General features: G+C 40.0%; 11 protein-coding genes, 1 pseudogene and 1 CRISPR repeat array. Of the genes and pseudogenes, 6 read left to right on the top strand and 6 right to left on the bottom strand.

Annotation, left to right across the window (positions count from 1 at the left end; all coding sequences use genetic code 11):
• Positions 1–14 precede the first annotated feature (14 nt).
• Both BDD30_RS17290 and BDD30_RS17285 read right to left on the bottom strand, forming a co-directional pair.
• Positions 15–161: pseudogene (locus tag BDD30_RS17290) on the bottom strand (type I-F CRISPR-associated endonuclease Cas1f); the annotation flags it as partial.
• Between the two features lie 208 nt (positions 162–369).
• Positions 370–1,238: a CRISPR direct-repeat array (repeat unit 28 nt; unit sequence TTTCTAAGCTGCCTGTACGGCAGTGAAC).
• Positions 1,239–1,653: 415 nt separating this feature from the next.
• Positions 1,654–2,067: a CoA-binding protein gene (locus BDD30_RS17285; protein ID WP_015834871.1), complete on the bottom strand. Its 414-nt coding sequence runs from the start codon at positions 2,065–2,067 to the stop codon at positions 1,654–1,656.
• A gap of 114 nt (positions 2,068–2,181) precedes the next feature.
• Between BDD30_RS17285 and BDD30_RS17280 the strand changes: the two genes are divergently transcribed.
• Complete coding sequence (locus BDD30_RS17280; protein WP_015834872.1) at positions 2,182–2,640, top strand: methylglyoxal synthase; 459 nt, start codon at positions 2,182–2,184, stop codon at positions 2,638–2,640.
• 48 nt (positions 2,641–2,688) lie between these two features.
• Here the strand turns inward: BDD30_RS17280 and helD are convergent, their stop codons facing one another.
• On the bottom strand, positions 2,689–4,743 hold the full coding sequence (gene helD / locus BDD30_RS17275; RefSeq protein WP_015834873.1) for a DNA helicase IV: 2,055 nt from the start codon (positions 4,741–4,743) through the stop codon (positions 2,689–2,691).
• A 119-nt stretch (positions 4,744–4,862) separates the two neighbouring features.
• Here helD and yccS point away from each other — a divergent pair, with 119 nt between their 5' ends.
• Positions 4,863–7,010, top strand: a complete 2,148-nt coding sequence (yccS, locus tag BDD30_RS17270; RefSeq protein ID WP_015834874.1) for a YccS family putative transporter — start codon at positions 4,863–4,865, stop codon at positions 7,008–7,010.
• Positions 7,011–7,061: 51 nt separating this feature from the next.
• On the opposite strand, the gene BDD30_RS17265 is transcribed toward yccS, so the two are convergent.
• The gene (locus tag BDD30_RS17265; protein WP_015834875.1) at positions 7,062–7,664 is read right to left on the bottom strand and encodes a TfoX/Sxy family DNA transformation protein; all 603 of its coding nucleotides are present in this window, start codon (positions 7,662–7,664) and stop codon (positions 7,062–7,064) included.
• Positions 7,665–7,909: 245 nt separating this feature from the next.
• Between BDD30_RS17265 and sulA the strand changes: the two genes are divergently transcribed.
• Complete coding sequence (sulA, locus tag BDD30_RS17260) at positions 7,910–8,428, top strand: SOS-induced cell division inhibitor SulA (protein WP_041382041.1); 519 nt, start codon at positions 7,910–7,912, stop codon at positions 8,426–8,428.
• A 557-nt stretch (positions 8,429–8,985) separates the two neighbouring features.
• Entirely contained in the window at positions 8,986–10,086 is a 1,101-nt protein-coding gene (gene ompA / locus BDD30_RS17255) for a porin OmpA (protein WP_015834877.1), read from the top strand.
• A gap of 139 nt (positions 10,087–10,225) precedes the next feature.
• Here ompA and matP read toward each other — a convergent pair whose 3' ends face one another.
• Positions 10,226–10,681, bottom strand: a complete 456-nt coding sequence (gene matP / locus BDD30_RS17250) for a macrodomain Ter protein MatP (RefSeq protein ID WP_041382042.1) — start codon at positions 10,679–10,681, stop codon at positions 10,226–10,228.
• Between the two features lie 204 nt (positions 10,682–10,885).
• On the opposite strand from matP, the gene BDD30_RS17245 reads away from it, so the two are divergent.
• On the top strand, positions 10,886–12,616 hold the full coding sequence (locus BDD30_RS17245; protein ID WP_041382870.1) for an AAA family ATPase: 1,731 nt from the start codon (positions 10,886–10,888) through the stop codon (positions 12,614–12,616).
• 83 nt (positions 12,617–12,699) lie between these two features.
• Positions 12,700–13,218 carry a bifunctional 3-hydroxydecanoyl-ACP dehydratase/trans-2-decenoyl-ACP isomerase gene (gene fabA / locus BDD30_RS17240; RefSeq protein WP_041382044.1) on the top strand — a complete coding sequence of 173 codons (519 nt, stop codon included), beginning with the start codon at positions 12,700–12,702 and terminating at the stop codon, positions 13,216–13,218.
• 1,159 nt (positions 13,219–14,377) lie between these two features.
• On the opposite strand, the gene rmf is transcribed toward fabA, so the two are convergent.
• The gene (gene rmf / locus BDD30_RS17230; RefSeq protein WP_041382046.1) at positions 14,378–14,545 is read right to left on the bottom strand and encodes a ribosome modulation factor; all 168 of its coding nucleotides are present in this window, start codon (positions 14,543–14,545) and stop codon (positions 14,378–14,380) included.
• Positions 14,546–14,786: the final 241 nt, after the last annotated feature.

Below are 14,786 nucleotides of genomic sequence, written 5' to 3'. Positions count from 1 at the left end.
CGTTGGCGAAATTTCCAATACAGTGATGGTTTTCCCTCACCAGTGACATATTCAACACAGCCACCATTAACCAATACTCTGCAATATTGCCGGTAATAGATCTTAGAGCGTTTAGAATGCAAAATCGTTTTGAGATCACTTGGAGAAAAGCTGTTATCCATAATAAACATTACCTAAATAATTAATTTTACTTATGGTAAATATTATGCATAGATTTTACACAAGGTGAAATATCACACATGCAAATCAAAATAATTTACAATTCTTTACTAATTTACAATAGGGCCTTCACCAAACGAGAGTGATTATATTCTAAGCTATCTATATGGCAGTACACGCAGTCTTCTGTATACAACTTTGCCATACCCCAAGCTAAGCTGCCTGTACGGCAGTGAACTCTGCTTCTTTGGAATTACTAAAAACAGGAATTTTCTAAGCTGCCTGTACGGCAGTGAACTTCCGATCATACGTTCGGGCGTTCGTTGGCATTTTCTAAGCTGCCTGTACGGCAGTGAACGCGGCGAAAATGAAAAAACCCCGTTAATACGATTTCTAAGCTGCCTGTACGGCAGTGAACTCGTTATCACTTTTAATCAATGCAACTTCTCTTTTCTAAGCTGCCTGTACGGCAGTGAACATAAAAGAATTTGACGAACACGTCAGCAAAAATTTCTAAGCTGCCTGTACGGCAGTGAACTGTATTTGATCCAGAAAAAGGCGCTATTTTTCTTTCTAAGCTGCCTGTACGGCAGTGAACAAGCACATATCCATGATGATGAATTTTGTTATTTTCTAAGCTGCCTGTACGGCAGTGAACTAACATTAACTCAATATATTGATTGCTACTTTTTTCTAAGCTGCCTGTACGGCAGTGAACTAACATTAACTCAATATATTGATTGCTACTTTTTTCTAAGCTGCCTGTACGGCAGTGAACATGCTTTGAAATATAGTAACGGTCAAGCAAAATTTCTAAGCTGCCTGTACGGCAGTGAACAGAGCGAGGTCGATAAGTATGTCTCAAATATTTTTCTAAGCTGCCTGTACGGCAGTGAACATGAATCATCCTCAGATAGAATTAAATGTGTATTTTCTAAGCTGCCTGTACGGCAGTGAACCATCATCAGAATCGGGAAGCTTTGGCGCATCATTTCTAAGCTGCCTGTACGGCAGTGAACGGATCTGTACGCTGTTGCATAGCCAGCCATAGTTTCTAAGCTGCCTGTACGGCAGTGAACTGTTGCATATTAACGCTAATCTATTGACTATTAAAGACTATAGTTACAAAAAGCGAAAAAACCCTTTTTATAAGAGATAATTTATCTTACTTTAAAATCAACAAGTTATTATCTCGCTATAAAAAAGGGTCAAAAACCAGTATGTGGCAGAAACACGATATCTTAATCAATGTAAGTACAAATTTAGGCAGAATTTAGCAGTCACAGAAATAACTGAATCCGTCTTAAGATATTGTAATAAATGTATAAATTAGATTTTAGAGCAGTGAATTCTGCTAAGTTTTCATTTCAGGTATGATCTACATATTCAGAACCTGACGTAGTGTCCCATCTAACTCTTTAGTTTGGTAACTTAAATATTAACGCCAGGCTCCTTTCGTTCATTGACAGGATATCAAGTAGCAAGCTGGAGATATTACTTTTCCAATCCCAACCTTGGAATTTCAATTTTCGGACAGCGATCCATCACAACATCCATGCCTGCTTTTTCTGCCAATTCTTTCGCTTGTTCGTTAATAACACCAAGTTGCAGCCAGAGTACTTTTGCTTTGATATTTATCGCTTCCTGAGCTACACCATAAGCAGCTTCAGCATTGCGGAATACATCTACCATATCAATAGGCTGAGTAATATCTGCTAACTGCGCATAAACGTGTTGCCCTAGTAGTGTCTGCCCAGCAAGTTTTGGGCTAACAGGAATAACTTCGTATCCTTGCTCCAATAAATAAGCCATAACTTTATAGCTCGGACGCTCAGCTTTTTCGCTGGCACCCACCAACGCGATAGTTTTCACCTGTTTTAATATGTCTACAATTTGTTGATCATTCATCTATCATTCCTTACAAATCCAGTATTTTTGCTTTGTTTATTTATTACAGTGTATATGATAAACATTGTTATCAATTTACTATGATCGAAAATAACGATTATCAAAGGTACCACCATGGAATTGACAACCCGTACACTAGCAGCTTCTAAAAATATAGCGCTTGTTGCACACGACCACTGTAAAACTTCTCTGCTGACCTGGTCCAAAAATCATCAGAATTTACTTAAGAAACATAATTTATATGCTACCGGCACAACCGGTAATCTGATCCAGAATGAAACTGGATTGCCAGTCACCAGTATGCTCAGCGGACCAATGGGCGGAGATCAACAAATTGGTTCTCTAATTTCAGAAGGAAAAATTGATGTACTAATATTTTTCTGGGACCCACTTAATGCCGTTCCTCATGATCCTGATGTAAAAGCACTGCTGCGCCTCGCCGCGGTATGGAATATCCCAGTAGCAACAAATCTGGCAACGGCGGATTTTATTGTTAATTCCCCATTGTTTTCTAAGCCAGTAGATATTCAGATCCCCGATTATCAACACTATCTGAATCAACGTCTAAAGTAAGTCTTCACAATATTTACGATTGAACAATATGTTCTCTTCAAAGATATCTTAAGGCTTGCGTTGAACAATTACCCCCAACCGTTCTAATTGGCGCACAAATACAGATGGATTTTTCTTATCCTGCATCAGCCACACCTGTTTCTTCGCCCGCGTTAATGCAACATATAAAAGACGGCGTTCCTCTGCATCAGGAAAATTTTCCAATTGCGGCAATAAAACCCGTTCCATCACAGATTCCCTTGCTGGTGCAGGAAAACCATCGTTCCCCTGATGTAATCCAAAAATAATCACATAATCCGCTTGTTGTCCTTTCGAAGCATGAATAGTCATAAATTCTATTTTGAGCTTAGGCCAACGAGTCATTGCTTTTTTCAGTAATTCAGGTTTCAAGTGATGATAGCGGGCTAACAACAAAACCGTTTCCTGCTCTGTGACATAGCCACTCATTTTATTTAGCAAAGGTTCAAGCTGTTCTTCTGGCAGGATTACAACTGATTTTTTGTTACCTTTAGTTAAACTATTAAGTGGTTTGTTTAACTGATTCGGATTTTGTTGTACAAATGTGTTAGCAATCTTGCCAATCCGATCATTAAACCGATAAGACGTATCCAGTACACATTCAGCCCTTTCACCAAAATAATCAGCAAACGCAGCAGTCAATACCGACTCTGCACCACGAAAACGATAAATTGCCTGCCAATCATCTCCTACAGCAAACAAACAACTTTGGCTATTTTGCGTTCGCAATGCGATAAGCAATTTGGCCTTTAATGGTGAAATATCCTGAAACTCATCGACCAAAATATGCTTCCATGGGCTAATAAACCGCCCTTTTTCCAGAACATTAATTGCTTGATGAATCAATCCTGAATAATCAACAGCACATTCTGATTTCAATTCAGATTTCCACGCTTTTAATAGAGGTCCCATCAAGCGAATACGTTTTTGAAACAGATCCATATACTCGCCCTGAGCCTGTTCAGTCATAGTTTTTTGACTACCACCGTGCATACGCATTAATTCCAGCCAACGCTCAAGTCTGCCAGACAAGCGGCTAACCAGCTGTTCATCACACCAGAATTCCCCTTCTGGTACTTCCCATTTAAGCTCTTCTGTCAGCCATTCCCGCCAACCTTTGGCTTGTGCTTTCTTTTCTCTGCATTGTTGCTGCCAGTGTTTAATTAGAAAATCCCTTCTCTTTTGTTCGTCAGTTTCCAATATGCTAATTTTCAGCACCTTATTGCTCCCTTGCTGAATGATATGCAGTGCCAAAGCATAAAATGTTTTCGCTTCGACATCTTTTACACCAAGACGAGTATAAAGCCGTTCATTCATTTCATCTGCTGCCGGGTTATCAAACGCTAACAGTAATATCTGTTCGGGAATCGCCTGTTGGCGAAGCAACAACCAGCCTACCCTCGCCACCAACACAGATGTTTTTCCACTACCAGCACCAGCAAGCACCAATACTGAATTTTCACCGTTAACAATAGCCAAGCTCTGAAGAAGGCTTAAAGAAGAGGTTTCTACCCGCTGAAAAAAATCACGATATTGCGCCAGTACATTCTCTGTCCATTGCTGATTAATCTTTTCAACGGATTTTTCGCCATTCTCAAGCCAATGTAGACAAATTTGATAGTCGTCCCGGCAATTATCAAATTTTTCCAGACGTTGTAATGGCAGTGGTAAAGCCTGAAATGCTGCCTGAATCTGCTGTTGCAATTGGTGCAAGTCAGCTTTTTTAAACCAGCGATCCTGCTGTCCAATTTTATCTATTTCATTAGCCTGAGCCGCCAGTACATTAGCACTAACAATACTCATTTCCCGACTCCATTTCTGCCATTCACCGAGCAGATAATGGTAAAAATGCTGTGTCTGCTGCCATTCAGTGCCATGAAGACGAACTGCTTGTCCATCAAGCAACTCAAACTCCAACTCACCCCAGACAATACCCCGTTTACACTGAATATCAATTAACTGATTAAATGGGATGAGGTATTGATGCTTTTCGCCACTGACTTCAATACCTGCATTCAGCAGTCGTACTCGGTTGTAAGGGTGCTGAGCAAGACGTCGGCCAATTTGTGTTGCTTTTAGTTCCATTATCGTAGCGCTATACCTGAAAAATAGTTGAACTATGTCTTATAAAGGTTTTTTATCACTAATAAACCTTATATCCTAATGGTCATTTATGGCCGTTATCATTACCTTAGAGGTATTTTGTGCTAACTGTTTTCTCCGGTCTGCGTCGTTTTCTCTATAACAGTCATCTTCTCTATTACACCCGTATCCTGATTGCCCTAACTGGAACAACGCTAATACCTTGGTTTCTGGATAAAGAACCTAAAATAACCATCCCACTGACTTTAGGTGTTGTTGCCGCAGCACTGGCCGACCTCGATGATCATTTGATCGGCCGTTTACGTAATTTAATGATCACGCTAATTTCTTTCTTTATCGCGTCAATCTCTGTTGAATTACTATTCCCTTACCCTTGGCTTTTTACCATCGGACTAGCGTTATCTACTTGTAGTTTTATCTTACTAGGTGCACTTGGGCAACGCTATGCAACCATTGCATTCGGCGCGTTGCTGATTGCCATTTATACCATGTTAGGTACATCTATTTTCCCACTATGGTATCAGCAACCACTATTACTGCTGATAGGCGCAGTTTGGTATAACCTGCTAACCCTCACCGACTATTTACTGTTTCCTATCCGTCCGTTACAAGACAATCTGGCGCGTTGTTATCAGCAACTTTCCGCTTACCTTGATGCCAAAGCCAACCTGTTTGATCCTGATATAGAAGAAGGATACCAGCAATCTGTCGTCGACGTAGCAATGGCAAATCGTGCTTTGGTAAACACACTAAATCAAACCAAAACCTCCTTGTTAACCCGTCTGAAGGGAGATCGCGGCCAACGTGGAACTCGTCACTCGCTACATTATTACTTTGTTGCACAGGATATTCATGAACGAGCGAGTTCAGCTCATGTGAAGTACCAAAGCCTGAGGAACTCTTTCCGTTACAGTGATGTCTTGTTCCGGTTTCAACGCCTTCTCTCCATGCAAGCTCGCGCATGTGAACAAGTTGCTCAATCAATCCTTTGGCGCAAGCAATATCAGCATAGCCCACGCGTTGAACGCGCTTTCAACTATCTGGAAAGTTCACTACAACAATTGAGTGAACAACAGAAATATAATCCCAAGATCAGCGCATTATACAATCTGCTAAAAAACCTGCGTGCGATTGACGCACAATTAACCGGTATTAGTTCTGGACAATACAATTTTACTAAAGAAAGAAGAGATGAAACTCAACTCTTTGATGAACCACTAACTGGCTTACGCGATATCGGTCTAAGGATCAGCCGTCACCTGACACCACAATCAGCCCTATTCCGTCATGCCATCCGTATGTCTGTTTTACTATGCAGTGGCTACGCTATGATTCAGTTACTGGATTTACAACGTGGGTATTGGATTTTACTAACTAGCCTATTCGTTTGCCAACCCAATTACAGCGCCACCCGCCGCCGTTTGGCACTGCGAATAATAGGAACTGTTGCCGGGGTATTAATCGGCTTACCAATCCTCTACTTCGTACCTTCTATTGAAGGACAATTGATACTGATGATCATCTCTGGTGTGCTATTCTTTGCCTTCCGTAATATCCAGTATGCACACGCAACCTTATTTATCACACTGCTGGTATTATTATGTTTCAATTTGTTAGGTAAAGGTTTTGAAGTCGCATTACCAAGAATTCTTGATACATTAGTTGGTTGTGGTATCGCCTGGTTAGCGGTGAATTTCATCTGGCCGGACTGGAAATTCCGCCAGCTACCACAAGTGATAAGCAAGACAATGAACACAAATTGCCGCTATCTTAACGCTATTTTAGCCCAATATTATCAGGGAAAAGATAATGGATTGAGCTATCGAATTGCCCGCCGCGATGCTCACAATAGTGATGCAGAACTGGCATCAGTAATTTCAAACATGTCTGCTGAACCGAAAAGTTATCGAACCTCTCAGGAAGAAGCATTCCGACTACTGTGCCTAAATCACACAATGCTAAGTTATATCTCCACGCTAGGAGCACATCGGGATAAATTGGATAACAAAGTTATTCTGGACATCCTTAACGACGCTATTTGTTATGTCGATTCAGCATTAAAACTAGTATCAATAGATGATGATAGAATTAAGCAAATACCTGTCAATATCGCGAAAAAAATTGAACAAGCCTTGGCAGAAGGAAACAATAAGGAACAATTGGTATTGCAGCAAACAAGTTTATTAATAGAATTGCTACCCGAACTCATCAATATTATTAATAAAATTAATCAATTAGAACCCCATTAATATACTGGGGCAGTTGACTGCCCCTTTCATTTAGCTGTTCACGATAAAAATTTAACAGACCAACTCCTTGTGCCAGCGTAATAAGTCATTACGAATTTGTGCCGGTAAAACGGCTGAATGACATCCTTCAATTGCACCAGCCAGAGCAAGTAACAAACTAACATTACGTTTTCTTTTATATTGATGTAGTTTTAAATAACTGGCTTTCGCACCTAACAGCCGTAAATCTTCAACTTTACATATTCCTACTTTCCATAACTGACGTTCAAGAGACATCCCAAGGTTAGGCAAATCCTTTAAGCGCGCTGGTATTTTCTTTTTACCCACCACTTCAATCAACGAGTAGTGATAGGCTAAATGCGCATATTGAGACAACAACGCTTGATCTTGCCAAAGTGATTCACCAACTCGGTAATAACGCAAAGTTACAGGTACTCCTCTTTTCGAGTAAATATAATTTTTCATTCCCCTGGCTTTGAATAACACTTCAGCATGACCATTTCCCCGTAAATACAATTCCCCATCAGCAATAATAGCAAACATAACCCCATCAGCTAGCAGGCTGTAGCCGCCAAACTGCGGTTTCCTTGTCAATCTTCCAAACGAAGAAAAACCATTTTTGAGTTGAGTAAAACGTCCCTCAGACAAAAACATACAGATCACTCCATGAGTTTAGTGCAAATAAATCTTGTATCCATAGATTTGTCCCAGTTATTAGTAAAATAGATAAGAGGAACAAGCAATTGAAAACATACGCAATCCAATTTTCTCTGCCAATGATTAAATGAACTTAAAGCGATTTATAATCAATATTTGCGAAGCTCTTTGAAAAAATAGGCTTGATCTTAGCCCAACATGAAGATACTGTATGTTTATACAGTTACTTGGCGAGGTTCATTATGGGCATTCAATTATCCTGGATTTACCCTTCTAAACATCAGTCAACAGAAAGACAGTCATCACTCTTTACACAAGATAATTCAGTGGGAAGTGGGGGTATAGTGAGTGAATTGATTTATAGTGATAACCAATCTGTCATTAACCATATATTATTACCTTTATTACGTAAGTCAGGGAATGAGTCTCGCTGGCTGTTATGGGTTAGCCCACACAAGAAATTGAGTCGCCAATGGTTAATTAACTCTGGATTACCTTTAGATAAAATTGTTCAACTAAATCACATCAACTCCATTACCACTGTAGATGCAATGGAAAGAGCATTAGCCAGTGGTAATTACAGCCTGGTACTTGGCTGGTTGCCTAAAGTATCAGAAAGAGATACGGTAAGATTGAAGTTTGCAGCGAGAAAAGGTAATGCCTTGGGTTTTATTATGCACCCACAAAACGCAAATAAAGGAACTGACTGTACCGAACCACAACCAAATTTACCAAAAATTCATTCTATTTACTATCATTGACCAAAACTAGGAATTATCCCAATATCTATAACACAAAATAATCAGTTTAGGCCAAAAATTACTAATCACAATTAAAATCAATTAATTAATATAGGATTAGTTGTAAAGAATAGTAAAGTTTTTCTAAAATAATGCATTATCTTTTAAATTTTTTACTCCATTAATCAATGGCCACTTGTAACTTTTTAACTTCGTTGTAGACTTTACATCACTAAAGACTACTTCACTTAGTACTCTTGTATTGTTTGGTTAACTAGTTTGCGAAGGTACGGTATTCTTAAACTGAGTTTTTAATCAATATGGCTAATAGCCTATCTCAGTAGACGTAAGTAATTAGTGCAGGCCGTTTTTGTGAATGTGTGGATGAATAATGAACATGGATAGTTCGCAGAATATCAGAGCGTACATGCAGTATGAGAAGCTTAAGCACGACTCAAGTTCGCTCCTTAATAATTACAAAGAATGGCAAATGTAAATAGCCTAATGGGGTAGGCAGTAAGTAAAAAGGCTCTCAAAGCCAATTGCCTATTGGGTGATGATAATAACGAGGCGTTAAAATGAAAAAGACAGCTATCGCGGTAGCAGTGGCAGTGGCCGCTTTCACAACTGCAGCGCAAGCAGCTCCAAAAGACAACACTTGGTATACCGGTGGTAAACTGGGTTGGTCCCAATACCATGACGTAAACTTCTACGGTAACGGTTATACCAATGAGATCGGTAATGGTCCTACGCACAAGAACCAACTAGGTGCTGGTGCTTATTTGGGTTACCAAACTAATCCATATCTCGGTTTCGAAATAGGTTATGACTGGTTGGGCCGTATGCCTTATAAAGGCAGCGTAAACAATGGTGCCTTCAAAACTCACGGTTTCCAACTGGCGACTAAGCTAAGCTATCCAATTACAGATGATCTGGACATCTATACTCGTCTGGGTGGTATGGTTTGGCGTGCAGATTCCAAAGCAACTTATGGCGCAACTAACACTCATCGGAAAGACCACGATACCGGTGTTTCTCCGCTGGCAGCGATCGGTGTTGAGTATGCTTTGACCAAAAACTGGGCTACCCGTCTGGACTACCAGTGGGTCAACAATATCGGTGATGCGGGTACAGTAGGTGCACGCCCTGACAACGGCCTGTTGAGCGTAGGTGTTTCTTACCGTTTTGGCCAAGATGAAGTAGCAGCTCCAGTTGTTGCTCCAGCTCCGGTTGTTGCTCCAACCCCTGCTCCAGCCCCAGTTGTTGAAAACAAACGCTTTACTCTACGTTCTGACGTTCTATTTGCATTCGCCAGTTCTGAGCTAAAAGCAGAAGGCAAGCATACCCTGGATCAGCTGTACACTGAATTAGCACACATCGACCCTACTCAGGGTAAAGTGCTGGTTCTAGGCTATACTGACCGTATCGGTAAAGACGTATACAACCAGAAACTGTCTCAAAAACGCGCACAAAGCGTTGTTGACTATCTGGTAACTAAAGGCATCCCTGCTGGTAGCATTAGTGCAGAAGGCCACGGTAAAGCAAATCCAGTAACTGGTTCTACTTGTGATAAGGTTCTCAAACCTAACTTAATCAGCTGCTTGGCTCCAGATCGTCGCGTAGAGATCGAAATCCAAGGCACTAAAGAAGTTCTGACTCAAGCACAAACTGCTCAATAATAGTCTTTATTGATTACATTAGTAATCAAATGATCAGAAAACCCCGTTTGAAACGGGGTTTTCTTTCTGTTTATTAAAACTTTATATCAACTTCATTAAGATTTCTATTGTAATACCAACCCACAATCAATAACTGAAATTACTCACTTTTACCCAAAATAACCTCTAGATCATGTTTCAGGCTAGACATCTGATTTTCATATTTTTCCTTACGTTCAGCATCCTCAATAAGTTGTATGATCGTTTCAGACAGCGTATTACTCCGTCGCTGAGCAAGTGCAGACAAGCGATTCCATACAGGAAAATCTAAATCGATAGATTTTTTACGGGTATGCTGATGCTCTGCATTAAAATGCCGTTTACGCCGAGCACGGATAGTTTGTTTCATACGGTTGGATAAATCAGGATTCATATGCTGTTGAATCCAGTTAAGTACCTTTACTGGCTCACTCTCAAGCTTGATGAGCTTATCAACTGCTTCACGAGCTGCGCTGTTTTCAATATATTTGGTAATTAACTCACCTTCCTGATGTTTTTTCATCAGATAAGCCCATTTCCAGCCACATTCCAGATTTTCCAGTTGTTGATATTTCATCTTATTTCTCAGTGACAGCGTAACTAAAATAAGCATAGCAACTATTCTAGTGAATTGCTTATAAGTGACATGATTAATGCCCGTTTTTCGTTCATAAGATGCTTTACATAAAACGTCTGAAACGACAAACATTCAAGCATGTTGGTTTATATCTTAATCTTGTATAATCGGCACTTTTCTACTTTACAATATATAGCGATCACTTTGACCAATAACAAACTAGACTGGCAGGCATTACTGCCGGATAACGCTCCCTATAATGCGTTTTTTCATTCTGCGTCTCAACAGGCTTCTGCCGGTATGGAAGCTGTTCAATCACGGCTACATAGTGGCTTGAAGCTTTTCTGCCAGATGGATTCCCGCCAGCCTTTTACGCTATTGAAAGCTGAGGAATGTGATACTTATTTGTCAGCATTAGCTGAATCTATCCACCGATTACTCCCCAAAGAAATACCCCAAATTAGGGGCGATTATCAGATAGAACAACAAAAAATTAGCTGGCAATCATCAGCAGAAGGCCATTTCACACCTAAATTGCAAGTAGCTTATCGTGAATGGATAGAAGCAGAACAATTATTTGGCTGTGTCCATTCTCACCATGGAGAAATCCATCTGCAACCTGGGTTAGTCCATCAAGTAAATGGTGGCGTACTTATCCTTCCATTACGCACCCTGTTGTCCCAGCCATTAATGTGGGTTCGCCTAAAACAGATGATTATTCAACAGCGCTTTGAATGGTTATCTCAGGATAATAATAAATCCTTACCATTACCCATCCCTTCCATGCCATTAAATCTGCGTTTGATTTTGGTTGGAGATCGCCTCAGTCTTGAAGAATTTCAAGTTACAGAGCCTGAATTAGCAAAAAGCGCTCTGTATGGCGAATTTGAGTTGGATATGCCACTGCATAATGAGCAGGATTTAAGTCTATGGTGTAGTTATATCAATGGGCTTATCCAACAGTGGCAATTACCACCACTGAGTTATGATGCTTGGCCTGAGCTTATCCAACAAGCAACTCGTTATGTAGAAGATAAACACCGCCTACCTTTGGATATTCTTTGGCTCCAACAACAACTGATAGCCGCGGCACTTTATCAGCAAGAAAACCAAATTACAGCTCAGTCAATTAAACAAGCTGTAGAAAATCGCCGCTGGCGTCATAGCTATCTGTCTGAACGTAGCTTAGATGAGATTCAGCAAGGCCAGGTTCTGATTCGTACTCAGGGGATGGTCATTGGCCAGATTAACGGATTATCAGTGCTGGAGTATCCTGGCCATCCTGATCCTGTCGGAGAACCATCTCGTATCACTTGTGTGGCTCATATGGGAGATGGAGAATTTATCGATGTCGAACGCAAAGTCGAGTTAGGTGGCAATATCCATGCGAAGGGAATGATGATTATGCAAGCATTTCTGATTTCCGAGTTAAAATTGGATCAACCGCAACCTTTCTCCGCATCTATTGTATTTGAACAATCCTATGGTGAAGTTGACGGTGACAGCGCTTCACTTGCCGAACTATGTGCACTGATAAGCGCTCTTTCCCAACAACCCATTGATCAACAACTGGCCGTCACCGGTGCAGTAGATCAATTTGGTTATGTTCAGCCAATTGGTGGTATCAATGAAAAAATCGAAGGCTTCTTTGAAGTATGCCGCCGCAGAAAGCTAACCGGCCAGCAAGGTGTCATCCTACCAGCAGCGAATGTCCGCCATTTATGTCTTAATCAAGCCGTTGTAGACGCAGTAAAAGAACAAAAATTTCATTTGTGGTCAGTAAAACATGTTTCTGAAGCACTACCTTTGCTGACAGGAGTCCCTTATTATGATCAACAAGAAATACATTTGTTAGCTATGATACAGGAACGTATAACCCAAGCGAATAATCAGGAACGGCCTAGGTTTCCGTGGTTTCTTCGTTGGCTAGGTTAATTCAAAATGTCTGATCGGAGTTGTTCAGCGTACAGGTGTACTCTATTATTTACTCTACACTAAATATAAGGCTACCTGATAATATGGTTGATAAACGCAAATCCTACACAAAAGAAGATCTTATCGCATCTGGACGCAGTGAGCTGTTCGGAGAAAATGGGCCACCATTACCATCTGGTAATATGCTAATGATGGATCGCATCATTGAAATGACAGAAAACGGTGGTGCCTACGATAAAGGTTATATAGAAGCCGAGCTGGATATTACCCCTAATTTATGGTTTTTCGATTGCCATTTTATTAATGATCCAGTAATGCCCGGCTGCCTTGGCCTTGATGCCATGTGGCAATTGGTTGGATTCTTCCTTGGCTGGTTAGGCGGCGAAGGCAAAGGCCGTGCCCTTGGCGTTGGTGAAGTTAAGTTCACCGGCCAGGTATTACCAACAGCTAAAAAAATCACTTACCGCATCAACTTTAAACGCGTTATTAACCGTAAATTGATTATGGGACTGGCTGATGGTGAAGTGTTAGTAGATGGCAAAATCATCTACACGGCAACAGATTTGAAAGTAGGCTTGTTTAAAGATACTAGCGCTTTCTAATAAATAATCAGTAACATATCTAAAAGGAAGGTGATTGGCTAACTGCTTTTCACCTTTTTTACTAAAAGCACACCACCAAGTAAATAAGACACTCTGTTGAAAAAAATAGTTGGTGTTATTTTTGCCTCTCAAAGACAATTCCTGATATATCTCAAAGTATGAGATTCAATACCCACATAGAAAAAAATCAAATCAAGTTCTAACCTTAACCTACCCCAGCTACAAATATGAATAACCTGCAATACAAGCACCTAATTTATTTCTGTCTAATTAGCATACAATTGACAAATTGTGCTATGATCAAATTGACCTGATATATCAAATAGCTCACAGAAGCATACTGGTAACAGGCAAAAACATTAATAACATTTATAATTAGTAATTATTATTAACAAACACAACCAAGGGTAATTTATATGAACATCAGAAAAATACTGCTCATAATCGTAGCATTAACTCTTACACCGACCGCCATAGCACTAAATAAGATTGAGGGTACCATCGAAATGCTACAAGCATCTAATAGTAATGGCGATTGTCTTGGCAAAATAGTCACTCCTACTCGCATCCAAGGATTTAGATGGGTATGTACTTATAGTGCCGGGTCGATACTTTTATCATTGCTTCAAACAGCCTATTCAAGTCACGAACCTGTAGCTATAGCAGTCGAAGGGGAGACAGAATATAGCCCTCTCTATAAGGTTCAATTACGCCATAGTAAATGTTTATCAAACCCTGCTAACTGCAATTATTGAATCGCGTCATCCCCCATATTAGCAGGTAATTACTTAATGGCCGCAATATCAACTATATTGGATAGATTAAATATGACGTGTCACTAGAGCGGCCATTAATTCATATTTTATCGAATTAACCAAAAACCCCCATGAATGGATGAATATAAATATCTACCGAGAAGTGGTAATTAAAATCGCTATGCTACTACCAATGACGATAAGAATCATCTTGCTTTAGCCAAGTGAGTTTCAATTTAAGCATATCCAAAGGGAAGTCTAAGCCGAAAAAATATAATAAGATTTAATCTGACAGATATCTGCATATGTATAAACAATCAGTTCTGTCAGATCAAATTTAGCCTAGTAAATACATTGATAAAAAAGAAGAGGTTTTACTTAATTTGTAGCCTCAGTTTGCCAGACTAGGCCATGGCCGCCCTGTCTTCCATAGCCTGCCGCCATCCTCCCAACCAATGAGAGCGGGCATCTAACGAATAATAGGGACAATGCTCCCTTGGACGCCCTAAAATGCCAGCCTGATACCCTTTAGATAACGCACGTGCTAAACGATCTCGTTTCTGTCTCTTCATGCTTTACTTACCTCATAAGCTACATCAGTAGAAAGAAAACAGTGATTGTTCTTTATCCAACCACAATTTAGAAATACCCCTATAAGTTTTGAAAATCAAGTCAAGAAATTCATATTAATGTAATATTTGTTATAATCAGCACAAAACAATAGATAACAGGCTAATAATAAAGGAGAATTTTTATCTTACTGATAATATTTATCTTCTCCGGACACAAAGGACTTTATGACCGGAGAATGAC

The sequence above is a fragment of the Photorhabdus asymbiotica genome (assembly GCF_003634575.1).
Taxonomy (GTDB): domain Bacteria; phylum Pseudomonadota; class Gammaproteobacteria; order Enterobacterales; family Enterobacteriaceae; genus Photorhabdus; species Photorhabdus asymbiotica.
This window is presented reverse-complemented; position numbering and strand designations above follow the sequence as displayed.

What these genes read in the sequence shown, in the direction of transcription:
- BDD30_RS17285 (WP_015834871.1), bottom strand. Translation starts at nt 2,067, where the DNA reads ATGAATGATCAACAAATTGTAGACATATTAAAACAGGTGAAAACTATC.
- BDD30_RS17280 (WP_015834872.1), top strand. Translation starts at nt 2,182, where the DNA reads ATGGAATTGACAACCCGTACACTAGCAGCTTCTAAAAATATAGCGCTT.
- helD (WP_015834873.1), bottom strand. Translation starts at nt 4,743, where the DNA reads ATGGAACTAAAAGCAACACAAATTGGCCGACGTCTTGCTCAGCACCCT.
- BDD30_RS17265 (WP_015834875.1), bottom strand. Translation starts at nt 7,664, where the DNA reads ATGTTTTTGTCTGAGGGACGTTTTACTCAACTCAAAAATGGTTTTTCT.
- sulA (WP_041382041.1), top strand. Translation starts at nt 7,910, where the DNA reads ATGGGCATTCAATTATCCTGGATTTACCCTTCTAAACATCAGTCAACA.
- ompA (WP_015834877.1), top strand. Translation starts at nt 8,986, where the DNA reads ATGAAAAAGACAGCTATCGCGGTAGCAGTGGCAGTGGCCGCTTTCACA.
- matP (WP_041382042.1), bottom strand. Translation starts at nt 10,681, where the DNA reads ATGAAATATCAACAACTGGAAAATCTGGAATGTGGCTGGAAATGGGCT.
- fabA (WP_041382044.1), top strand. Translation starts at nt 12,700, where the DNA reads ATGGTTGATAAACGCAAATCCTACACAAAAGAAGATCTTATCGCATCT.
- rmf (WP_041382046.1), bottom strand. Translation starts at nt 14,545, where the DNA reads ATGAAGAGACAGAAACGAGATCGTTTAGCACGTGCGTTATCTAAAGGG.